General features: G+C 60.8%; 18 protein-coding genes. 7 read left to right on the top strand and 11 right to left on the bottom strand.

All coding sequences use genetic code 11. From position 1 onward, the window contains the following. Positions 1 to 162: 162 nt before the first annotated feature. The gene (locus tag AEQ63_RS23615; RefSeq protein ID WP_042607337.1) at positions 163 to 1,053 is read left to right on the top strand and encodes a helix-turn-helix domain-containing protein; all 891 of its coding nucleotides are present in this window, start codon (positions 163 to 165) and stop codon (positions 1,051 to 1,053) included. Positions 1,054 to 1,184: 131 nt separating this feature from the next. Here the strand turns inward: AEQ63_RS23615 and AEQ63_RS28830 are convergent, their stop codons facing one another. After that, positions 1,185 to 1,361 carry a hypothetical protein gene (locus tag AEQ63_RS28830; RefSeq protein WP_173867352.1) on the bottom strand — a complete coding sequence of 59 codons (177 nt, stop codon included), beginning with the start codon at positions 1,359 to 1,361 and terminating at the stop codon, positions 1,185 to 1,187. A gap of 217 nt (positions 1,362 to 1,578) precedes the next feature. Beyond that, positions 1,579 to 2,484: a LysR family transcriptional regulator gene (locus tag AEQ63_RS23610; protein WP_201784923.1), complete on the bottom strand. Its 906-nt coding sequence runs from the start codon at positions 2,482 to 2,484 to the stop codon at positions 1,579 to 1,581. Positions 2,485 to 2,597: 113 nt separating this feature from the next. Here AEQ63_RS23610 and AEQ63_RS23605 point away from each other — a divergent pair, with 113 nt between their 5' ends. Beyond that, entirely contained in the window at positions 2,598 to 3,476 is an 879-nt protein-coding gene (locus tag AEQ63_RS23605) for an MBL fold metallo-hydrolase (RefSeq protein ID WP_064365063.1), read from the top strand. A 45-nt stretch (positions 3,477 to 3,521) separates the two neighbouring features. Beyond that, entirely contained in the window at positions 3,522 to 4,136 is a 615-nt protein-coding gene (locus AEQ63_RS23600; protein WP_064365062.1) for an NAD(P)-dependent oxidoreductase, read from the top strand. A 197-nt stretch (positions 4,137 to 4,333) separates the two neighbouring features. On the opposite strand, the gene AEQ63_RS23595 is transcribed toward AEQ63_RS23600, so the two are convergent. Then, positions 4,334 to 5,215: a LysR substrate-binding domain-containing protein gene (locus AEQ63_RS23595; RefSeq protein ID WP_064365061.1), complete on the bottom strand. Its 882-nt coding sequence runs from the start codon at positions 5,213 to 5,215 to the stop codon at positions 4,334 to 4,336. Between the two features lie 227 nt (positions 5,216 to 5,442). On the opposite strand from AEQ63_RS23595, the gene AEQ63_RS23590 reads away from it, so the two are divergent. Together AEQ63_RS23590 and AEQ63_RS23585 are read left to right on the top strand one after the other, a co-directional pair. Then, the gene (locus AEQ63_RS23590) at positions 5,443 to 7,080 is read left to right on the top strand and encodes a 5-guanidino-2-oxopentanoate decarboxylase (RefSeq protein WP_064365060.1); all 1,638 of its coding nucleotides are present in this window, start codon (positions 5,443 to 5,445) and stop codon (positions 7,078 to 7,080) included. Then, entirely contained in the window at positions 7,080 to 8,528 is a 1,449-nt protein-coding gene (locus tag AEQ63_RS23585) for an aldehyde dehydrogenase family protein (RefSeq protein WP_177330617.1), read from the top strand. Before AEQ63_RS23590 ends, AEQ63_RS23585 begins: the two co-directional genes overlap by 1 nt. A 194-nt stretch (positions 8,529 to 8,722) precedes the next feature. Here AEQ63_RS23585 and AEQ63_RS23580 read toward each other — a convergent pair whose 3' ends face one another. Continuing rightward, positions 8,723 to 9,652, bottom strand: a complete 930-nt coding sequence (locus AEQ63_RS23580) for an AraC family transcriptional regulator (protein WP_064365058.1) — start codon at positions 9,650 to 9,652, stop codon at positions 8,723 to 8,725. Between the two features lie 396 nt (positions 9,653 to 10,048). On the opposite strand from AEQ63_RS23580, the gene AEQ63_RS23575 reads away from it, so the two are divergent. Together AEQ63_RS23575 and AEQ63_RS23570 are read left to right on the top strand one after the other, a co-directional pair. Continuing rightward, complete coding sequence (locus AEQ63_RS23575; RefSeq protein WP_039758266.1) at positions 10,049 to 10,402, top strand: putative quinol monooxygenase; 354 nt, start codon at positions 10,049 to 10,051, stop codon at positions 10,400 to 10,402. Positions 10,403 to 10,445: 43 nt separating this feature from the next. Further along, positions 10,446 to 10,688, top strand: coding sequence for a hypothetical protein (locus AEQ63_RS23570; RefSeq protein WP_064365057.1), 243 nt, complete (start codon positions 10,446 to 10,448; stop codon positions 10,686 to 10,688). Here AEQ63_RS23570 and AEQ63_RS23565 read toward each other — a convergent pair whose 3' ends face one another. From AEQ63_RS23565 to AEQ63_RS29185, 7 genes are all read right to left on the bottom strand, one after another. Continuing rightward, positions 10,689 to 11,318 (bottom strand): flavin reductase family protein, encoded by a 630-nt coding sequence (locus AEQ63_RS23565; RefSeq protein ID WP_064365056.1) that lies wholly within the window; start codon positions 11,316 to 11,318, stop codon positions 10,689 to 10,691. Positions 11,319 to 11,515: 197 nt separating this feature from the next. Next, positions 11,516 to 12,835, bottom strand: coding sequence for an MFS transporter (locus tag AEQ63_RS23560; protein ID WP_024014128.1), 1,320 nt, complete (start codon positions 12,833 to 12,835; stop codon positions 11,516 to 11,518). 378 nt (positions 12,836 to 13,213) lie between these two features. Then, positions 13,214 to 14,542 carry a sigma-54-dependent transcriptional regulator gene (locus AEQ63_RS23555; RefSeq protein ID WP_064365055.1) on the bottom strand — a complete coding sequence of 443 codons (1,329 nt, stop codon included), beginning with the start codon at positions 14,540 to 14,542 and terminating at the stop codon, positions 13,214 to 13,216. Next, positions 14,542 to 16,302 carry a sensor histidine kinase gene (locus tag AEQ63_RS23550; protein WP_064365054.1) on the bottom strand — a complete coding sequence of 587 codons (1,761 nt, stop codon included), beginning with the start codon at positions 16,300 to 16,302 and terminating at the stop codon, positions 14,542 to 14,544. The genes AEQ63_RS23555 and AEQ63_RS23550 overlap by 1 nt, the downstream gene beginning before the upstream one ends. Positions 16,303 to 16,378: 76 nt before the next feature. Further along, complete coding sequence (locus AEQ63_RS23545; RefSeq protein ID WP_082367956.1) at positions 16,379 to 19,141, bottom strand: RHS repeat-associated core domain-containing protein; 2,763 nt, start codon at positions 19,139 to 19,141, stop codon at positions 16,379 to 16,381. Next, entirely contained in the window at positions 19,138 to 21,849 is a 2,712-nt protein-coding gene (locus AEQ63_RS23540) for an RHS repeat-associated core domain-containing protein (protein WP_064365052.1), read from the bottom strand. The genes AEQ63_RS23545 and AEQ63_RS23540 overlap by 4 nt, the downstream gene beginning before the upstream one ends. After that, positions 21,846 to 23,300 (bottom strand): hypothetical protein, encoded by a 1,455-nt coding sequence (locus AEQ63_RS29185; RefSeq protein WP_330219474.1) that lies wholly within the window; start codon positions 23,298 to 23,300, stop codon positions 21,846 to 21,848. Before AEQ63_RS29185 ends, AEQ63_RS23540 begins: the two co-directional genes overlap by 4 nt. Positions 23,301 to 23,362: the final 62 nt, after the last annotated feature.

Here is a 23,362-nt window from a genome sequence, read left to right as displayed (position 1 = left end):
GCAAGCTTCACGCAGCAATAGCCGGTGAATGATTTTATGGATCGAGTGCTTGCATTTTTCCCTTGCGGGTCTGTCAATTGAAGGTGAAAACTGAGCTGATACCTGTACATTCTGCCAATCGGTGCGATTATCGCCCATAAACCCGAGGCCTGGATTGAAGTGATGAACAAGCCTGCCCTGCCTTCGATTCCGGTGTTCAAGCTCTATGGTGAAAGCCTGGACTGGCCGACCCCGGACTTGCTGCACTGTGAAACCATTTCCTCGCGCAGTCGCGAACATCAATGGGAAATCAAACCTCACCGCCACGCGGATCTGTGCCAGCTGCTATTCGTTTTCAAAGGTCAGGCAGAGCTTGAAATCGAAGGCCAGCGCACGCAACTCGAGACGCCTGCGATACAGGTGTTGCCACCGTTGTCGGTGCACGGTTTTCGCTTTTCCGAGGACGTCGAGGGCTTCATCGTCACCCTGGCGACGCCCCTGATCAACCATTTGCAGGCGCAACTGGGCGACTCGGTACACGCCCTGGCCCGGGCGGAAAACTACCCGGCCGGCGAGGACGGCGATTACCTCAACAGTCTGTTTGCAGCGTTGCAGGCCGAGTACAACGGCCATCAACCAGCGCGGGAAATGCTCATGCATTCGCTGGTCAGCGTGATCATGGTCTGGGTTAGCCGTCAGGCGATCGTCCGCCACAAGGCCAGTCAGCGCCCACAACGTCAGCGCGAGTACCTCAACGGTTTCATTCAGTTGGTGGAAGAGACTTACCGCCAGCACGTCAAAGTGGAAGACCTCGCCCATCGCCTGGGCATTTCCGTATCGCACCTCAACGGCACCTGCCGTGAACTGGCCGGGCAACCGGCGTTGCAGATCATGCACGAGCGCCAGTTGCTGGAAGCCAAGCGCCTGCTGACCTACACCAGCATGACCATTTACGAGATGTCGGAGTTGTTGGGCTTTTCCGACCCGACCAACTTCACGCGGCTGTTCCGCCGCCGGGTGGGGATTTCGCCAAAGGCATTCCGCGACCGCTTGAAGGCCGAGCAGCAATCCTGAGAACACCGCAACCCCCTGTGGGAGCGAGCCTGCTCGCGAATACGGCCTCTCATTCAGCAACGATGCTGGCTGACACAGCGCATTCGCGAGCAGGCTCGCTCCCACAGGGATTGCATTCCAGCCCAGGTCAATCAGCGCAATGCATTCAGTGTGGCATTGTGCGGAATACACCGCTCATAGTTGCAGCTCGCATACTCGCGCGGCAGCTGGCGTAACTGCTCGACCCGCCAGGCAGCGGCGCCATACAACGCCAGCGTGGCGGCGCAGGTGATGAAAATCGCGGCGTATCTTTTTGTTTTGATGTTCATGGCGTAGACCTCTGAACGTCTACCTTGCGGTATTACTTTGAGCATAGGTCAGCGGTGCACACTTGCCAGCGAGTGCGCTTGAGGATTTACCTGGCCATTCAGCACACTGATGAGCCCCTGTAGGAGTGAGCCTGCTCGCGATAGCGGTGTGTCAGTCACCGCTGTGCCGACAGAAATACCGCTATCGCGAGCAGGCTCACTCCTACAAGGGATTGCTTTACAGGCCGGCGTCCCACGCGGGATTCTCAGGAAAGCGCTGCGCCAGAAAATCGAGCAGGCTGCGCAGCGCTGCGGGCATGTGTTTGCGTGAGGCGTACACCGCGTAGATGTTCATCTGTCGCGGTTCGGCATGTGGCAGCAAACGCAGCAGTTCGCCGTTGTGAATATGCACCCCGGCCTGGTAGGTCGGCAGCATCGCCACACCCGCGCCGGCCAGGGTGGCGCGCAGGAGGGTGCTGGCCTCGTTGGCGCTGATATTGCCCTGCACCGGTACAGAAACCGGTTGGCCATCCTCTTCGAAATGCCACAGGCTCTTGCCGAAGTAGGAATGGGTCAGGCAATTGTGTCGGCTCAGATCTACAACTGTCCGCGGCGCCGGATGCTCTCGCAGGTAAGCCGGCGCTGCGCACACCACCGAACGACAAACGGTCAGGCGTCGGGCGATCAGATTCGGATCGAGATCGTTGCTGGTGCGAATCGCCAGATCGATGCGTTCATCGACCAGATTCACCGTGCGGTCGAGCATTTGCAGATCGATGCTCACGCCTGGGTAAAGCTTGACGTATGCCGCCATGGCAACGGCCAGTTGCGCCTGGCCGAACGAGGTGCTGACGCTGATCCGCAGCAGTCCGCGCGGGGCGTCATCGGGTTCGCTGACGGCGGCCTGCATGTCGTGCGACAGGTCGATCATCTGCCGACAACGCGGGAGGATTTCACTGCCGGCGGCGGTCAGGCTCAGTTTGCGCGTGGTGCGGTGCATCAGCCGCGCGCCGACCCAGTCTTCCAGCTCCGCCAGATAGCGCGAGACCACCGGTCGCGACAGGTCGAGGTGGTCGGCCGCCGCTGACTGGCTGCCCAGATCCACCACCGTGACGAATACGCGCATTGCTTGAAGCCGATCCATGATTTGCCCGCTTTTAGAAACAAACTATGTTCAAGCATCGCATTTTTTGTACTGAGTCTGGCAACTAAGCTCTGTTGCATCGCCAGCCTGGCATTCGAAACTCGGAGCAACAGATGATCGGTTTCACCCAGTTCAAACGCGTGCTGCTCGCCTCAGCATTTTTCGCTTTTGCCGCCCATGCGTCCGCTGCCGAGCTGAGCCTCGATATCTACAACCCGGGCACCCAGGCGATTTTCCCGGTCAGCTCGGTGCTGGTCAGTGGCGACAAAGAGGCGATTCTGGTCGACGCGCAATTCGGCAAATCCCAAGCCGAGCAGGTGGTGGAAAAGATCCGCGCCAGCGGCAAGCAATTGACCACCATCTACATCAGCCACGGCGATCCGGATTACTACTTCGGTCTCGACACCCTGACCAAAGCATTTCCACAGGCGAAAGTGCTGGCCTCGCAGCCGACCGTTGATCACATCAAGCACACCGTCGATGGCAAACTGGCCTACTGGGGCCCGAAAATGGGCGCCGATGTGCCAGCGAAAACCATCGTCCCGGACGTGCTCAAGGGCGACAGCCTGACCCTCGAAGGGCAGAAGTTGCAGGTGATCGGCCTCGACGGCAAACAGCCAGATCGCAGCTTCGTGTGGATTCCGTCGCTGAAGGCGGTGGTCGGCGGCGTGGTGGTCGCCGAGAACATTCATGTGTGGATGGCCGACACCCAGACTGCGCAATCCCACGCCGACTGGCTGCACACCTTGCACACCATCGAAAGCCTGAAACCGCAAACCGTGGTGCCTGGCCATTACCTGGGTGATAGCAGCCGCTCGCTGGACAGCGTGAAATTCACCGCTGATTACATCAAGGCCTTCGATGCCGAAACCGCCAAGGCCAAAGATTCTGCTGCGTTGATCGCGGCGATGAAAAAGCGCTACCCGCAACTTGGCGAGGAAAGCTCGCTGGAACTCAGCGCGAAAGTCGCCAAGGGTGAGATGCAGTGGTAAGCCGAACCTGAACACGCAGCCTTTTCAAGCCAACTGGAGAATCTCATGAGCAAGATTGCAATCATCGGCGCCACCGGACGTGCCGGTAGCCAACTGCTGGAAGAAGCCCTGCGTCGCGGTCACAGCGTCACGGCCATTGCCCGCGATACTTCGAAGATCGGTAATCGCGCCGGTGTCGTCAGCAAAAATCTCGACGTGCTGGATGCGGCGGCGCTGCAGGCGGCGGTAGCCGGTCACGACGTGGTGATCAGCGCAGCGCATTTCGCCACCGTGCCGGCCTCGGCGATTGTCGGGCCGGTCAAGCAGGCGGGCGTTAAACGCTTGCTGGTGGTGGGCGGCGCCGGTTCGCTGTTGCTGCCGGATGACACGCGGGTGATCGACAGTGCCGAGTTCCCGGCCGAGTACAAAACCGAGGCGAGTGCGGGGGCGGCGTTTCTTGAAGCGTTGCGTCAGGAACAGGAACTGGACTGGACTTTCCTGTCGCCGTCGGCGGAGTTTGTCGAAGGTGAGCGCAGTGGCACCTTCCGTGTCGGCAAGGATCATCTGTTGGTCAGTGCGCAAGGGCGTAGCTGGATCACGTTTGCCGATTACGCGATTGCGCTGATTGACGAAGTGGAAACGCCGAAGCATTCGCGCCAACGTTATACGGTCGGATATTGAGTCAAGACTTTTCCCCTCACCCCAGCCCTCTCCCGGGGGGAGAGGGACGCGACCGAGTTGTCTTGGATCACGCATTGACCTGAACGACCGTGTCGATTATGGATTCGGCGCGGCTGTGTCAGGTCGATGAATTTCTTGAGCATCCCCCAATCAGTTCCCTCTCCCTGGGGAGAGGGCTAGGGTGAGGGGGAGAAGCTTCAGCGCAAATGTGCCTGCTCAACCAGCCAAAGCATCAACTCTTCCAACTGCGGCGAGGGCTTGGCTGCAGCAGGCACCACCACGTAATACGCCAACCCCGTCTTCACCTTCAACGCAAACGGCATCACCAGCCGCCCGGCGTTCAGATCATCACCAATCAGCGACCAGTCCCCGATCGCCACACCTGTGCCATGGGAGGCCATCGACATCGCCTGATCCAGCGTTTCGAAATGCTGCCCGCGACCCAGATTACTCAGTTGCAAACCCGCCGCATCGAGCCACACCGACCAGTCCTGAAGGTCGTGGGTCGGGTGCAACAACAGATGCGCCTGCAAATCCTCCGGTGAATTCAGCGCAGGCGAGCCCTTGAGCAATTGCGGCGAGCAGACCGGTGTCAGTTGCTCGTCGAACAGATGCAGCGCGCCTGGCGAATTATCCGGTGGCGGGCCGTAGATCACGGCGGCGTCGAATTGCTCGCGCTGAAAATCCACACCGTGTTGCAGCGAGGCCGTCAGTTTTACCGGCACGTCCGGGCGCTCCTTCTGCCATTGCAGCAGACGCGGCAGCAGCCAGCGCATCACGCAGCTCGGGGCCTTGAGTTGCAAAGTCTGATGTTTGAGCCCGATCTGCTCGGTCGCTTCGCCGATCAGTCCGAAGACCTTTTCCACCTGCGGCAGCCATTCGCGGCCTTCGGCCGTTAACGCCAGACCGCGGGCCAGACGAATGAACAACGGATAACCGAGCTGTTCCTCCAGCCCGGCGATCTGCCGGCTCACCGCGCCCTGAGTGATGTGCAACTGCTCGGCGGCGCGGGTGAAGTTGCAGCATTGCGCGGTGATCCAGAACGTATGCAGAGCGGGCAGGGGAGGCAGGCGTTTCATGGCAATCCGAGGTATGACGGGAGGACATGGCTAGTATGACTTTTAATCGATTGTTGCTGCCAGTTGTGCACCGTTCCAATGAACGCATTCCACGGCTTTTCTGTAGGAGTGAGCCTGCTCGCGATAGCGGTGAGTCAGTCACCGCAATGTTGAATTTCATGACGCTATCGCGAGCAGGCTCACTCCTGCACAAGCTGTGTTTCAGCGAACGAGAAAGGGCAATCAACATGGCAACGTGCGGCGAAGTACTGGTCAGGCTGTTGGAGAATTACGGGGTCGAGCAGGTGTTCGGCATTCCCGGTGTGCACACCGTTGAGCTGTACCGGGGCCTCGCCCGTTCGAGCATCAACCACGTCACGCCTCGCCATGAGCAGGGTGCCGGGTTCATGGCCGACGGCTATGCGCGCACCAGCGGCAAACCCGGTGTGTGTTTCATCATTACCGGCCCGGGCATGACCAATATCACCACCGCCATGGGCCAGGCTTACGCCGATTCGATTCCGATGCTGGTGATCTCCAGCGTGCAGTCGCGCCATCAGTTGGGCGGTGGCCGAGGCAAGTTGCATGAGCTGCCGAACCAGAGCGCACTGGTTGGCGGCGTTGCAGCGTTCTCGCACACGCTGATGTCTGCCGCCGAGTTGCCGGTGGTGCTGGCCCGTGCGTTTGCGTTGTTCCAGGCCGGGCGACCGCGTCCGGTGCACATCGAAATTCCCTTGGACGTGTTGGTGGAGGAGGCCGATGAATTGCTCGCCAGCATGCCGGTGAACATCGACCGTGCCGGCGCCGCACCGGCTGCCGTAAGTCGCATGAGCGAACTGCTCGCCAGCGCGCAACGGCCACTGATTCTCGCCGGCGGCGGTGCCATCGACGCCGCCCCGGAGTTGAGGCGAATTGCCGAGTTGCTCGATGCGCCGGTAGCGCTGACCATCAACGCCAAGGGCATGCTGCCGACGGGCCATGCGCTGTTGATCGGTTCGACGCAAAGCCTGGTCGCCACCCGCGCACTGGTCGCTGAAGCCGACGTGGTGCTGGCTATCGGCACCGAGCTGGCCGAGACCGATTACGACGTGACCTTCGCTGGCGGCTTCGAGATCCCCGGCAAGCTGCTGCGCATCGACATCGACCCCGATCAGACCGTGCGCAACTTCCCGCCGCACGTCGCACTGGTCGCTGATTCGCGCAACGCCGCGCAGGCATTGCTCAGCACGCTGACGCAAAAACCGCTGGCCGAGCGCCGAACCGATTGGGGCCACGCTCGAGCCGGGCGTTTGCGCGATGAGCTGGCCGCGAGCTGGGACGCGCCGACGCTGGCGCAAACCCGCTTCCTTGAAACGGTGTTGCATGAATTGCCCGACGCGGTGTTCGTCGGCGATTCCACGCAACCCGTGTACACCGGCAACCTCACTTTCAACCCCGAGCGTCCCCGCCGCTGGTTCAACGCCTCCACCGGTTACGGCACCCTCGGCTATGCGTTGCCTGCGGCGATTGGTGCGTGGCTCGGTGGACAACTCGATAACGGCGCCCGTCCGCCCGTGGTGTGCCTGATCGGCGACGGCGGCTTGCAATTCACTCTGCCGGAACTGGCCAGCGCCGTCGAAGCGCGGGTGCCGGTGATCGTGCTGCTGTGGAATAACCAGGGTTACGAGGAGATTAAAAAGTACATGGTCAACCGCGCCATCGAACCGGTCGGCGTGGACATCTACACCCCGGACTTCGTCGCCGTGGCCAAGGGCCTCGGTTGCGCCGCGCAAGCCATCAGCAGCGTCGACGAACTGCGCGCAGCGCTGCGCAAGGCGACGGACCGGCAAGGCCCGACGCTGATTGAAATCGACCAGAACCAATGGATGCAGGCGGTGGCCCCATGATCAATTTTCCAACCACACTCGATGGCCTCTACATCAACGGCCAATGGTCGTCGGGCCGTGAACACCTGCGGGTGATCAACCCCGCTACGGAGGCGCTGCTGACCACGGTCAATGGCGGTGACGAACAGACCGTCGATCAAGCGATCAGCGCCGCGTGCGAAGCGTTCAAACACTGGTCGCAGACCACCGGCACCGAGCGCGCGGCGATCCTGCGCAACATTGCCAATGGCGTGCGCAAGGGTCGCGAGCATTTGATGAACCTGCAATCGAGCAACAACGGCAAACCGCAGTTCGAAGCGGCGATCGATGTCGATGACGTGATCGCCACGTTCGAGTATTACGCCGAACTCGCCGAAGGCCTCGACGCAAAACAGGACAGCCACGTGCCGCTGCCCAGCGCGGATTTCAGCGCGCGCCTGCGTCGTGAGCCGTGCGGCGTGGTCGGGCTGATCGTGCCGTGGAATTTCCCCATGGTCACCACCGCATGGAAACTCGCACCAGCGCTGGCCGCCGGTTGCTGCGTGGTGCTGAAGCCGTCCGAGGTAACGCCGCTGCCGGAGCTGGAACTGGCGGCGATCATCGCTGAATCCGGTTTGCCCGACGGCGTGTTCAATCTGGTCTGCGGTACTGGTCTGGCGGTGGGTGCGCCGTTGTCGGCGGATCCACGTATTGCCAAAATCTCCTTCACCGGCAGCAACGCAGTTGGCGTGCAGGTGATGCAACGCGCTGCCGAAACCGTGAAGGGAGTCAGCCTGGAGCTCGGTGGCAAATCGTCGTTGCTGGTGCTGGCGGATGCCGATGTTGATCTGGCGGTGGAACTGGCGTGTGGCGGTGCGTTCTTCAACGCCGGGCAGATGTGTTCGGCCACCAGTCGGGTGCTGGTCGCCGAGCAATTGATGGATGAATTCCTTCAGCGTCTGCAAAAACGCGCGCAGGCGATTCGAGTCGCCGATCCGTTCGACCCGGACGTGGAGATGGGCGCGCTGGTCAATCAGGCGCAATACCAGCGGGTGCTCGGGCATATTGATCGTGGCCTGAGTGCGGGGGCGCGTTTGCTCTGTGGCGGCAATCGCCCGGCAGATTTGCCGCGGGGCTATTTTCTGCAACCGACGGTGTTCACCGACGTGCCGCTGGACAGCGCGTTATGGCGAGAGGAGATTTTCGGGCCGGTGGTGTGTGTGCGCAGTTTCGGCAGCGAAACCGAAGCGATTGCCTTGGCCAACGACACCCGGTTCGGCCTGGTGGCGAGTGTGGTGACGCGCGATGCCGCCGCAGCAGATCGCGTGGCCAATGGGTTGCAGGCGGGGCTGGTGTGGATCAATGCACCGCAGGTGATCTTCCCGCAGACGGCGTGGGGCGGATACAAACAGAGCAGCATTGGCCGCGAACTGGGGCCTTGGGGGTTGGCGGCGTTTCAGGAGATCAAGCATGTGATTCGAGCGGTGTAAAAGCCGACCCTCACCCCAGCCCTCTCCCCGAGGGAGAGGGAGCCGACCGAGGTGTCTTGCGATGTTCGCCGACCTGAAAAATCGAGTCGATTATGGATTCAAAGGTAATCGTTCAAGTCGGTGAACCTCTTCAATATTCCCCAATCTGTCCCCTCTCCCTCTGGGAGAGGGCTAGGGTGAGGGGCTTTTAACGGTCAGACCGACAGCCGCAGCCGCGCCAGATCCCGCAACGGCGGTGCGCCAAACAGCCGGCTGTACTCGCGGCTGAATTGCGACGGGCTTTCATAGCCCACGCGATACCCCGCCGCTGACGCTTCCAGTCCTTCGGTCAACATCAGTCGCCGCGCCTCTTGCAGGCGCAGCTGCTTCTGATACTGCAACGGACTCATCGCCGTCATCGCCTTGAAGCGGTGATGCAGCGTCGACACGCTGAGGTTCACTTCTCGCGCCAGATCATCGATGCGCAACGGCTGCTCGAAATTGCCGTTGAGCCATTTGATCGCCTGGCTGATGCGATGGCTCTGGCTGTTGGCAATCGCAATCTCATACAAGCGATGACCCTGCGGGCTGCGCAGCAGGCGATAGAGAATCTCCCGGCGAATCAGTGGCGCGAGCATGGCGATGTCTTTCGGCGCGTCGAGCAATCGCGCCAGACGCAACACCGCGTCGAGCATGGCGCTGTCGATTTTTTCCACGTACAGACCACGGCCGGTCGGGCGCGTCGGCACGCCCATCGGGCCGGCGTCGGCGATCAGCGCGGTGATTTCCGTCGGGTCGATGTCGAGGCGCACGGCGAGGATCGGTTCTTCGGGGGAGACGTTGACCACCCGCCCGCTGAGCGGCATCGAAACCGACACCACCAGATAATTCAGCGGGTCGTAATTGAAGAACTCGTCAGCCAGTCGGACCTCTTTACGCCCCTGCGCCATGATGCACAGCGCCGGCTGCGCGAGCACCGGGGCGAAATCATGGGACTTGGTGTGGCGCGACATGAGCAGCGAGCCAATGGCGGTCTGGTAGCTGCCATCATCGCTGGTGTTGCGGCGGATGATCGCCGCCAGCTCCGCGCGCTGCTTTTCCATGTCGGCGCTGGGTTCGGCTTGAAAACGATCGAATGACGTCATGCACGGCATCCTCGGCAAGTGAGGGGGAATGCAACAGAGCATATGTTTGTGCAAGCAGCGGCGGTAGACACATTCTGCCAAATGCTTGCCTGATTCTGCCCTGAGGTGCGCACATGTCTCCCGCCATACGATCCTGTAGGAGCTGCCGAAGGCTGCGATCCGTTGATCTTCAAGGCAAAATCAAAAGATCGCAGCCTTCGGCAGCTCCTACACAAAACGCGTATGACCCACGTGTTGCGCAGGTTTACAGGTTGTTACAGGTCGTCTGCACAGTCTCGCAGGATTGTGCAACGCGAAGGCAGGAATCGACTAACGGCGCTGCCGGCCCGGCCTTTAATCTTTGCTTCAGTCGCAGCCCGTCCCCCGGCTGCCACGCGATTTCATGGAGGGTTGATCATGTCCAAGCAGATGCCTGTCAGTCATATGGCCTTCGTTCGTGCCCAGGCCGGGCGCTCGGCGGAACTCGGTGTGCGCCTGAGCGCTTTGATCGAGGTCTCGCGCGCTGCGCCCGGTTGCCTGAGTTTCTCGTTGCAACAATCGCAGTGCGACGCCGACCTGTGGCTGGTCAGCGGCTACTGGAGCAGCCAGCAGATGATGACTGCTTACTTCAACAGTCCGTCGATGGAAGTCTTCGCCGAGCTGGTCCAGGACCTGGTGGTCAACAGCCTCGACTTCCACACCTTCAGGGACGTTTCCGCCGCGCAGGCCCTCGGTCAATGTTCGGCGCCGATACACAAACTCGCCGGTTGAGGGTTTAATGTCCGGCTTAATTGATTGAGCCAGGATCCGCGACATGGCACGTAAAGAGTTTGAACGCTTCGAAGCAGTCTCCGCAGTCGTCCCCGTCGAGCTGGGCGGCAACAAGGGTTATTACGCGGCCATCGCGGTCAAGGCCCTGATCGATGGCGGCGCACCGCGCTTTCACAAATTGCTGAACGAGCAGGTGTTTCCCGGCGCCATCGCAGCCGATGAAGCGGCGATCAACGAGCTGGATAAACTCCAGGGCGTCACTGATGACGCCGAGCTGATCTGGTAGTTATTTCTGCGCCCCCGGGCGCCACATCTTGAACAATGCTTCAGGCCCCAGCTGGAAATAATCCGCCGGCCCGCCGCCGCGCAGAATCGGTTGTGCGGCGGCGGTGTCGTACACGCCATCTTTCAGCAGCCATTTGGCGATGTGCACGGCGACAACTTCACCGAGGATCAGCCAGCTCGGCACGGTTTCACCATCGGCGCGTTGCAACTGGATGATCTGCGTGACCTTGCACTCAAAGGACACCGGGCTTTCGGCGACCCGTGGGACGGAAATCACCTTCGACGCCACGGTCGTCAGCCCCGCCAGTTCAAACTCGTTGACCTCCGGCGCGACCATCGCGCAGCTCTGGTTCATCTGCTCGGCCAACGGGCGGGTGGCGAGGTTCCAGACGAACTCACCGGTCTGCTCGATGTTGTTCAGGCTGTCTTTGCGCCCGATGCTGGAAAAACCAATGATCGGCGGAATGTAGTTGAAGGCGTTGAAGAAACTGTACGGCGCCAGATTGAGCCGGCCTTCGGCATCCTGCGAAGAGATCCAGCCGATGGGGCGCGGGCCGACGATGGCGTTGAACGGATCGTGAGGCAGGCCGTGGCCATTGGCAGGTTCGTAGAAGTGGATGTCATCGGGCATGGGGAGCGGATTCCTGAGCTGCATTCGGATGCAGCCATAGTGCAAGGAGCCAGTGCATATTTCCACCCGGATGCAAACCTTGTAGGAGTGAGCCTGCTCGCGATGGCGGTGTGTCAGATATCAGTGATGGCGACTGATACACCGCTATCGCGAGCAGGCTCACTCCTACAGTGGATTTGTGTTGATCAAAAGCCCTATCAGTCAGTCACGATCCGCGAATGCTTCTGGGTGTCTTTCATGGTGATGTACACCAGCAGCGACACGGCAATGCACGCGGTGACGTACCAGTAGTAACCGGTTTCCATGCCGATGCTCTTGAACCACAGCGCGATGTATTCAGCGGTGCCGCCGAAGATCGATACGGTCAGTGCATAAGGCAGGCCGACGCCCAGGGCGCGGATTTCGGTCGGGAACAATTCAGCTTTCACCACGGCGTTGATCGAGGTGTAGCCGCTGACGATGATCAGCGCCGCCATGATCAGGAAGAACGCGCCCCACCAGGTCTGGATGGTGTGCAGGGTCATCAGGATCGGCACGGTGAAGATCGTACCGAGCACGCCGAAGGCGATCAGGATCGGGCGCCGGCCGATCTTGTCCGACAGGCCGCCGATGATCGGTTGCAGGCACATGAACAGGAACAGTGTGGCGGCAGAAATGGTGGTCGAGTCGGAGATGCTCATGCCGACGGTGTTCACCAGGTATTTCTGCATGTAAGTGGTGTAGGTGTAGAACGCCAGGGTACCGCCCATGGTCAGGCCGACCACGGTCAACAGCTCTTTCGGGTGGCGCATCAAGGTGCGCATGGCGCTTTCCTTGGACTTCTCTTTTTTGGTGAACGACTCGGTTTCTTCCATGCCGCGACGCAGGTACAGCGCCACGACCGCACACAGCGCGCCGATGGCGAACGGGATGCGCCAGCCCCACGCGTACAGCTGTTCGGTGGTCAGCATGTTTTGCAGCACGATCAGCACGCCGAGGGCGATGAGCTGGCCGGAGATCAGCGTTACGTACTGGAAGCTGGAGAAGAAGCCGCGACGTTCCTTGGTCGCCATCTCGGACAGATACGTCGCCGACGTGCCGTACTCGCCACCGACCGACAGGCCTTGCAGCAGGCGGGCGAACACCAGCAGGATCGGCGCGCCGATGCCGATGGTTTCATAGTTCGGGCTCAGGGCAATCAGCAGCGAGCCGAAGCACATCAGGTACACCGAGGCCATCAGCGCTTTCTTGCGTCCGACCTTGTCGGCGTACATGCCCATCAGCCAGCCACCGATCGGGCGCATCAGGAAGCCGACGGCGAAGATCGCTGCGGTGTTCATCAGTTGCGCGGTGGTTGAACCGGCGGGGAAGAAGGTCTTGGCGAAGTACAGGGAGAAGGCGGCATACACGTACCAGTCGTACCATTCGACCATGTTGCCGACAGAGCCGCTGAAGATCGATTTGATCCGGCTGGCGGTGGTTCTCGGTTTGGCCGGCACGGCAGCCGACCCGAGAGGCAGGGCGTTGGAGTTATCCATTGAAGGATCCTTCGTTTAATTGTTTTTGTGGAGCGCGTCGGAACGCAGCCTGCCGGGGCTATAGCAGGAGCTGTGCCAAGGGCCGGAGGGCCGGTTTAGAGGGGGTAGGGGGAATGGGTGAGCGGATTTGTGCCGACTGATTGGTTTGTGTGAGCGGATTTCCGCTTATCGGCGTGAAGATCAAAGCCCCTCACCCTAACCCTCTCCCAGAGGGAGAGGGAACTGACCGAGGTGTTCTCGTGGGTTACATCGACCTGCAATATCGAGTCGAATACAGATTCGGGAAAGCATGGAGATCGGCTCCCTTCCCCCTCGCCCCCCTGGGGGAGAGGGCTGGGGTGAGGGGGATGGATTTCAGCTACACCACAAATCTCTGCCTCACTCGGCCAAAAACATCTCCCGACTCAACCCATGGCGCTGCATCTTTTCATTGAACGTGCGGCGCGGCAGTTGCAGTTCTTCGAGCACGGCTTTCACATCGCCTTTGTGCCGGGTCAGCGCCGCGCGCAGGCATTGCGCTTCGAAGGCTTCCTGCTGCGCCGCCAGCGATTGCCCCGGATCGATTCCGGCGACCGGTTCATCCAGCCCCAACACCTGACGCTCGGCAACGTTGGCCAGTTCGCGGACGTTGCCTGGCCAGTCGTGGCTGAGCAGGTGACTCAGTTGGGCGCCGGTCAACGGTGGGAAGGTCCGGCCCAGACGCTGGGCGGCGTTCTGGGCAAATGTTTCGAACAGCAACGGAATATCTTCGCGGCGATCGCGCAGCGGCGGCAAGCGCAGTTCGGCGACGTTCAGGCGATAAGCCAGGTCTTCGCGAAAACGTCCGGCGCGGGCCTCATCAAGCAGGTCCGGTTTGGTCGCCGCAACGATGCGCAGATCAACCCGAATGCTCTGATTCGAGCCCAGCCGTTCAAGCTTTTGCTCCTGCAACACCCGCAGCAATTTCACCTGTTGGGCCAGCGGCATGCTTTCGATCTCGTCGAGAAACAGCGTGCCGCCATCGGCGTACTCCAGTTTGCCGATGCGCTTGCCCGAGGCGCCGGTGAACGCGCCGCTCTCATGGCCGAACAGTTCGGCCTCGAACAGTTGTTCCGGGATCGCCGCGCAGTTCAGCGCCACGAACGGTTTGTCGGCGCGCGGGCCGAAATCATGCAAGCAGCGCGCGACCAGTTCCTTGCCGCTGCCGGTTTCGCCACGGATCAGCACGTTGACCGGCAGCGCCGCCAGATCCACCACCTGCCGACGCAACGTCTGCAAACCCCGGGACACGCCCAGCAACGTCGCATCCAGCTTCGCGCGGTTGTCGGCCAGTTCGTGCAGGGCGCGGTTTTCCAGGACCAGGCGGCGTTTGTCCAGCGCCCTGCGCAGACTGCCGAGCAGGGTTTCCGGGCTGAACGGTTTTTCCAGGAAGTCGTAGGCACCGTCGCGCATGGCTTCAACTGCCATCGGCACGTCGCCGTGGCCGGTGAGCAGAATCACCGGCAGATCCGCGTCGCGCTTCTGCACCTCGGCGAGCAATTGCAAACCGTCCATGCCGGGCATGCGCACATCGCTGAGGATCACCCCGGGAAAATGCTCCGGCAGCGCGGCGAGGCATTCTTCGGCGCGGCTGAACAGCTGCACTTCGAAGCCCGACAGGCTCAGCCATTGTTCGACGGCGTCGCGAATGCTGCTTTCGTCGTCGACCACCATCACCGAATTGAGCATCAGATGTGTGCCTCCAGATCGATTGGCAAAGTAAGACTGAACACCGCGCCGTTGTCGGCATTCTCGGCGCTCAGACGGCCGCCGGATTCATGCACGATGGCGAAGGATACTGCCAGCCCCAGGCCCAGGCCGTCACCCACCGGTTTGGTGGTGAAGAACGGATCGAACACCTGGCCCAGATGCTCCTCGGCAATGCCGCCACCATTGTCGCTGACGCTCAGCCGCCACAATTGCTCGTCGGCCTCCAGACGGATTTGCAGACGCTTGCAGGCTTTGCCTTGCATGGCGTCCAGCGCATTGCGCAACAGGTTGATCAGCACCTGTTCGAGACGAATCGCATCACCGCGCACCCATGCCGGGCGTGTCAGATGCAGCACCAGGCTGACCTGCTCGTCGCGCAGCCGCGCATCGAGCAATTGCAGCGATTGATCGACCACGGTCGCCAGATCCAGACGCTCACGCAAACCGCTCGGACTTTTGCGGGCGAAAGTCTTGAGGTGGCCGGTGAGGGCGGCCATGCGCGTAAGCATGTCGTCCACCGGTTTCAGCGCCTTGTACGCGTCATCCACGCGGCCATGTTCGAGCAGCAGGCGCATGGTCGCCAGTTGCATGCGCTGAGCGGTCAGCGGTTGATTGATTTCATGGGCCAGCGCGGCGGACATCTGCCCCAGCGCGGCGAGCTTGGCCGACTGCACCAGACCTTCCTGAGCAGTGCGCAGGTCGCGGGTGCGCTCCTCGACCAGACGCTCGAGTTCTTCGCGATTGCGCTGGCGGACCTTGGCCAGCCGCCAGCGCTGGTTGAGAAACAGCAACAGGAACACCAGCGCCAGCCACACCCCGGCGGCGGCCAGCGCGGCGTTGCGCAAATCCTCGAAGGCCACTTGCGGGCGGCGCAGCAGGTGCAGGGTCCAGCCTTCGGTCGTCAGCGGCAGCGATTCCCACAGATAATCCGCCGTGCCCTGCGGGCCTTCGACCCGGCGCAGATCGCTGTTGTCATCGAAGCGCCGTAGCGGCAAATGGGTCAAAGGGACCAGCGATTGCTTGTCGTACTGGCGGGTGGTTTTGATCTCGGCCAGATCGCTGGCGCTCAACGGCCGCAAGGCGCGATAACGCCAGCCCGGCTGGTTGGCGATGAAGATGATCCCGCGCGCATCACTGACCAGCAGCGTGTCGCTGCCCTGACTCCATTCGCGCTCCAGCTCGGGAAATTCCAGCTTGACCACCATCGCGCCAAGGAACTCGCCGTTGTCCCCGAGCACAGCGCTTGAGAGGAAATAACCGGGAATGCCGCTGGTCACACCCACCGCGTAGAAACGCCCGGTGCCTTGGGTGCGGGTCTGGCTGAAGTAGGGGCGGAAGCCGTAATTGTGACCGACGTAACTGCTCGGCAAGCGCCAGTTACTGGCGGCCACGGCCAGGCCGGTGCGGTCGAGCAGTTCAAGGGTCGAGGACTGCGCCGCGCCATTGATCTTTTCCAGCTTCAGATTCAGTGCGGTCTGCTGCGCCGCATCGACAGGGCCGCCCAGTGCCGAACGCAATTGCGGATCCAGCGCCAGCACGGCGGGCAGCGCGCGGTAGCGGTCGATCAGGGTGTGCAATGAGTTGGCGTAGAGCCCCAGTTGCTGGTTCGCGCGGGTGGCGTCTTCTTCCTGTGCCTGACGCTCGGCGTGGCGCATGGCGAGGGTCGCGGCCACGACAGTGCCGGCGATGATCAGCAGGGAATACAACGACAGACGCAGGGTACGGGAAGTCGGCAGCATGCTGGGCGCAGGAATAAGGACGGGCAGGCACCTTACCATGAGCGCTGTTCAGGCCAGGAGCGGCGGCGTCACCTTTTCATACGGCAGTAAAAGTCGACGAATTGGAATGAAGCACGGTCCTCAGGTTTCGAAGCCTTCTTATTCGCTGTCCTGTGTCGCGTTCAATGCGTTCAATGCGTTCAATGCGCTTGGAGGGGTCCGTACGACTTAGGGTCTTGACCGTTTCGATTAAATGTTTCGAGCGATACTGCAGCATATTGATCGTGTCGGTAATGTCGGCATCCAGTGCAGTCACCTCATCCTCGGTAAGATCATTTGCGCTGGTTACTATTTCATTCAAGAGATCGAGGGTGTCCGGAATCACCTTAATGGCCGGCCCGACGTAGGGGATCTTGCCAGCGGCTGCCAGGGCCAGTTCCTTGCCAGCCGCGATGCCGCCTTGTTGGATCTCTTGCCGTCCTTCGGGTGTGAGCGGGTTGTAACTGGCGATAGCTTTAAAGTTGATCACGGGCCCTTGTTCGCCCTGTGTTTGCTTTAACAGCCTGGGTCCTTTCAATCGATCCGTTTGCAAGCTGATGGAGGTGTTCAAACCGGTTTTTTTGCCGATCGCTTTCGTCGTTCTACTCACGGTTTTTCCGACGACGAAACCAAGAGCTCCGCCAATCAGCATTCCCAGAGGGCCGCCAGGGATTCCCATTGCTACCCCGGCTGCGCCCATGCCTATGCCAACCGCGTTGGACGCGCCCTTTTCCGCAAGAAAAAAACCTGTTCGTTTCGCGGTTGATACCCTGCTGTTGGTCTCGGAACGATGATTGAGTATCTGTGTGGTGACATCCCTGACAGCCAGATCGACCGCTGAAAGCAGCTCGTTATGGAAGGCCAGTTTCTTCTGCATACGCTCTGTGGGAGTGTTTCCGGTAATAAACGCCAGAGCGCCTGTGCTTGACGGCTGGGCTTCTTCTGTTTTGTTGCCTGTCGTGTCGAAGTAAGTCATCGGATTGTTGCGCACGAATCCATACAGGTTCAGCCCATCCACATCCCCCGCCGGATCCGCACTGAGCCAGCGCTGCAACCATGGCGCGTAATAACGGGCGCCGTAGTAATACAAACCGCTCGCGTCCATCTCCTTGCCCGAATAGCGGATGAACTTGTAGGGGGCCTCGATCTCTGAGGGCGCGGTCATCCACGCCGTGGCGCCGAACGGGTAGTAACCTTCGGCGCTGATCAGTTGCGCCTGCTGACCGAGTTCCATGACGCAGGAGCCAAGGTGATCTTCCAGGCTGTAGCGCAGTTGATCGGTGGCGATGCCCTCGGGTTGTTTCGCTGCCCAATGCAGGCAACGGGCGTTGCCGAGCGTGATGACGTGCAGCTCTTCGCCGTTGTCGCGGGTGCGGATTTCCAGCCCCGGCAAGTAGCGCACCTGATGAAAGTGTGCGGTGTTGGCCGCCAAGGTTTCGTGGCGCTTGAACACGCGCATGCCTTGGCTGTAGCGGTAATGCTCGGCATCATCGGGGCCGTCCGGGCGCTGGATCAGGGTCACGCTTTGCAGCTCGTCGCGGGCATTCCAGGTCAGCGGTTTGCAGGGGTGCATCGCATTCAGGTTGCCGTGGCGATCGAACAGAACGTCGAACTCCGGTTCCGGATCGTCTGTTTTCCAGCGTACCCCGCGATTACTGTTCGGATCGATGCGCATTTGCCGGGTGTAATGGTTGCCCGCCCGTACATGGCACAGCTCGATCAGGTTGCCACCGTGATCGTACTGATAGGTCTGGGTGTAGTTGCGGCGATCGTTAGGGTCACCCGGTTGCGGCAGACCGGGGATGTCCGGCGGCGGGCCCGCATCGTGGCCGGTGGCGCTGATCAGCCGATAAAGCGAGTCATAGATGAAATCACGGTGGCCGTCGATCCGTTGGTTGGCGAAATATCGCGGTGCAAAAGCGTGGTCTTCGATGCGGGTGATGTTGCCGACGCGGTCGTAGAAGTACTCGAGGTCTTGCAGGACCCCACGTTCTTCGTGGTGGCTGGACTGGGTGTGTAAACGATTATCCGCCGGGTCATACGTCCACGTGCTGTGCACCCGATTCCCGGCCAGTTGTTCGATGATCTGGTCGTTGGCGTTGTACTGCGCGTCGATCAACACCGGTTGCCAGTCAGACGTGCCGCTGATCAGCAGTTGCGCGTCCTTGAGTTGCCCGGCCAGGCCGTAACATAAGCGTCGCCGGTGGCCGCCGGCGTCGGTCTGCTCCAGCAGTGCGCCGAGGGGGCTGAACACTTGGTGGCTGGTAAATGGCTCACCGTCGTGGAACGTGCGGGTTTCCCTCAGAGACGGGCCGGTCAGGGAAAAACTGTCGGTAAGCAGTGAGCCGGCACGATCCTTTTGTTCCAGCAACTGGCCGCGCTGATTGAGCCCCGCCTCGGCCGAGGCGTCGGCGTAGATGAAAACATCCACGTTGGGCCGACCATTTTCCCCGACGGCGACCACCCGCAGTTGCTCATCGAAGAGCGTCTGCCAATGGCTGCCGCGCTGATCCCAGCGGCGCAAAGGCTCACCGGCCAGCCCGGGCAGGGTCAGGCGCCAGCCGGCGTCGACGCTGTCGGTTTTCAAGGGCTCGCCGTTCAGTGAATAGACGAGGGCAAGGTTGGGACGGGGGCTTGAGCCAAAAAGACGCGCATCCCATTTTTCAACCACCGCGCCTGTCGCATTGTAATACTGGCGAGCGACAAGCATTTGCACAGCAGGGTCACCGGGTTTGCGCAAACAGGCGATCTGTCTGACAGCCAGGCCTCTGCCATCCCAAGCGACTATGTCTGGTGTGCGAGTCAAGGCGCGAGCGTTCATAAGTGATTCGCTGCACTTTTTTTCTGCTGGTGTGCCGACACTCTCGGCAGCAACTCGGTGACACGGTTCAACTTGCCCAGCACAGCGGTCTCGACCTGTCCCAGGCGATAGCGGGTGCCTTGGGCCGTTGCAATGTGCTCTCGACCGAGACCTTCAAGCTCTGCCAATGCCTGGTCATACAGCTCCTTCCGGGCAGCGAGGTAATCGGCGGTCAATTCGATACTTTGTCCTACCAGGTCCAGATCGCGCTGCCCGAGCGAATTATTGAGTGCCTCCGTCACTTCGACACTGAGACGGAAAAAGGCCAGCCATTTTTCCAGATGAGTGCCTCCTGTGATGTCATCAGCGACTCCAATGGTTCCTGCTATCAGACTTTCCTTGTTACCGTCGGTGGTGCGGGGGTCATATTTTGAGAGAAAGGATTTGATTTTATTTTTCCCATCCGTGGGTTTGGCTTCTTCAGCCAGACGACCGACATCGTAATCTGCGCTGTCGGGCAACAGTTTGTAGCCGTAAGGATTGTCTGCGCCTAGCTTGTCTATCCCTGCACCTGTCACGTCTGCGGCGATGGCTGCTGTGGCTATGCCGATACCCAACCCGGTGATCGGGTTGAACGTGGCAAATGTTCCGACGAATGTTCCTGCAGTAAGCGCCGTACCCGCAGTGAGGGCAGAGGCCAGAACGTTGAGCAGGGTCAGGGCTGCACGCTTCCCGCTGGAACGGTAGATATCCCTGGTGGAGTTCAAATGGCTGAGTTGATAGATCGATTTGTCCAGTTTGCCTGTAACAACAGCAAGCAGGTTTTCGTAGTCTGTCGCCACGGTCAGTAATTCAGAAGGTGTTCGCTGTTGCCCCTGAGCATCGAAGTACCGCAGCGGATTATTGCCAACGAATCCATACAGGTTCAGCCCATCCACATCCCCCGCCGGGTCGGCGCTGACCCAGCGCTGCAACCATGGCGCGTAATAACGGGCGCCGTAGTAATACAAACCGCTCGCGTCCATCTCCTTGCCCGAATAGCGGATGAACTTGTAGGGGGCTTCGATCTCTGAGGGCGCGGTCATCCATGCCGTGGCGCCGAACGGGTAGTAACCTTCGGCGCTGATCAGTTGCGCCTGCTGACCGAGTTCCATGACGCAGGAGCCAAGGTGATCTTCCAGGCTGTAGCGCAGTTGATCGGTGGCGATGCCTTCGGGTTGTTTCGCTGCCCAATGCAGGCAACGGGCGTTGCCGAGGGTGATGACGTGCAGTTCTTCGCCATTGTCGCGCGTGCGGATTTCCAGCCCCGGCAAGTAGCGCACCTGATGAAAGTGCGCGGTGTTGGCCGCCAAGGTTTCGTGGCGCTTGAACACGCGCATGCCCTGGCTGTAGCGGTAATGTTCGGCATCATCGGGGCCGTCCGGGCGCTGGATCAGGGTCACGCTTTGCAGCTCGTCGCGGGCATTCCAGGTCAGCGGTTTGCAGGGGTTCATCGCGTTCAGGTTGCCGTGGCGATCAAACAGAACGTCGAACTCCGGTTCCGGCTCTTCTGTTTCCCAGCGTACCCCGCGATTACTGTTCGGATCGATGCGCATTTGCCGGGTGTAATGGTTGCCCGCCCGTACATGGCACAGTTCGATCAGGTTGCCACCGTGATCGTATTGATAGGTCTGGGTGTAGTTGCGGCGATCGTTAGGGTCACCCGGTTGCGGCAGACCGGGGATGTCCGGCGGCGGGCCCGCATCGTGGCCGGTGGCGCTGATCAGCCGATAAAGCGAGTCATAGATGAAATCACGGTGGCCGTCGATCCGTTGGTTGGCGAAATATCGCGGTGCAAAAGCGTGGTCTTCGATGCGGGTGATGTTGCCGACGCGGTCGTAGAAGTACTCGAGGTCTTGCAGGACCCCACGTTCTTCGTGGTGGCTGGACTGGGTGTGCAAACGATTATCCGCCGGGTCATACGTCCACGTGCTGTGCACCCGATTCCCGGCCAGTTGTTCGATGATCTGGTCGTTGGCGTTGTACTGCGCGTCGATCAACACCGGTTGCCAGTCAGACGTGCCGCTGATCAGCAGTTGCGCGTCCTTGAGTTGCCCGGCCAGGCCGTAACATAAGCGTCGCCGGTGGCCGCCGGCGTCGGTCTGCTCCAGCAGTGCGCCGAGGGGGCTGAACACTTGGTGGCTGGTAAATGGCTCACCGTCGTGGAACGTGCGGGTTTCCTTCAGAGACGGGCCGGTCAGGGAAAAACTGTCGGTAAGCAGTGAACCGGCACGATCCTTTTGTTCCAGCAACTGGCCGCGCTGATTGAGCCCCGCCTCGGCCGAGGCGTCGGCGTAGATGAAAACATCCACGTTGGGCCGGCCATTTTCCCCGACGGCGACCACCCGCAGTTGCTCATCGAAGAGCGTCTGCCAATGGCTGCCGCGCTGATCCCAGCGGCGCAAAGGCTCACCGGCGAGCCCGGGCAGGGTCAGGCGCCAGCCGGCGTCGACGCTGTCGGTTTTCAAGGCCGATCCGTCCAGGCGGTAAACCGTGGTCAGGCACGCTGCCGACAGGCGCGGATCCCATTGTTCGACCAGCCGCCCGGCGCAGTCGTGCTGCTGCCGGGTTACCAGGGCTTTGGGAGTGTCGTCGGTCACACTGCGCAAGTACCCGACCTGACGCACTGGCAAGCCACGCGCATCGCCCACGGCCAGCGCGGGTGTGCGGCGATGCACGTTGGCGGTCACGACCCTGGCGCCTGGGTTGGAGATGGTGTCTCGGCAGTGTCGTTGAAATCTTCGCTGGTTTGAAACCAGGGATGGTAGGCCACTCGGGACAGGTGCCCCTTGGCATTGATCAATCGCACCTGCCGGCTCATGACGTCATAGAAAACCTTGTCGTGATGGCCGAGGGTGCGCAGGGACTGATCGTTGACGTAGGTATAGGTATCGGCGAAAAACGCGCGGTACTGACGAACCGGCAAACCCTTGTTGTTGAATTCGACACGCTCGCTGATGCGCCAGCGCGGATTGGCATCGACCACTTTGATCTGACCATTTTCGATAATCAGTGAACCGTCAGCGTCCACGGCATACGCCTCGCCCGGATCGACCAGCTGCTGGGTTTGCAGAGCGCGGCCAAAGCCGTCGACACAGGCTTTGATGATCTGGATCTGCGCCAGCGGATCGTCCGGGTAGCGGTCGGCGCTGAGGATCACGCTGTGGACCGGTTCGCGATGCACGGCGGCGATGGCATCTTGCAGGGCTCGCTCATCGGGCGTCAGGACGTTACCAGGCCGGGCAAGTCGGCGGCGCGCGCTGGCCCTGATGTGGCCGCTGGGCAGCAGATAACCCTGGGCGATCCAGGCCAAGGCGGCGCGGGTATCACTGGCGATCCGACCCATCCAGCTGAACAGGTCCTTGCGCAGGGTACTCGCGGCTTTTTGTACGGCATCGGATGGGTAGGCAATGGCGGCAGCGGGGCTGCGGTCATCCGGAATTCTGTATTCGCTCAGTGGCTTGAACCCCGCCTCCCTGTTGTTCTCGGTGCCATGGAAACTGGTGGCCAGAGGCTGCCTGGCGGGGTCATAAAAACTCTGATGAATGTTCAGGTTGGCATCGATGATTTGCAGCGGTTGCAGCGCGTGATAGTCGTACTCGATACGCGTCAGACAGCCGTCCGGTAACTCCACGCAGATGATGGCCAGCGAGTAAGGGTCGTATTCGGCACTGGTATAGCCATGGCTGAGCGTTTCACGGTAACGCCGTACCTTGTAGAAACGCTCGGGGCCGGCATATTCGGCGTAGCCGAAATTCGCCGACCAGAGGTCCTGCTCCCTGCTGCCCATGGGGTGGACCCAGAACAGGAACGGCATCGGTGTGTAACCGATTTTTGCCAATTCGGTCCGCACGTCGAAATTCGATAGAACGCTGTAAGCGTCCAGCGCCGTCTTGTCCAGTTGTGCCACTTCCAACGGGCCGAACAAGGCTTCGAAGCTGGCAGTGCCGTCGTCCAGCAGTTTGCCGTCGGTACTCACGTAACGTTGCACGGACTGTGTGGTCAGCACTCGCTGGGCGTTCCATTGCGGCGAATCCTCATGTTCCATCAGGCAGTCATAAGAGACCTGCCCAGGCATAAGCCCGGTGGGCAGTGTGCCTTTGGGCAAGACCAGCGCATTGCCGCGCTGCTGATAGGGCAAACCGAGCCGCCAATGCTGCGGATCCTTGTCCAGATCGATGAGCGCAGAGCGGCTTTCATTCA

Source organism: Pseudomonas sp. RIT-PI-o, from assembly GCF_001297215.1.
Lineage (GTDB): Bacteria > Pseudomonadota > Gammaproteobacteria > Pseudomonadales > Pseudomonadaceae > Aquipseudomonas > Aquipseudomonas moraviensis_A.
This window is presented reverse-complemented; position numbering and strand designations above follow the sequence as displayed.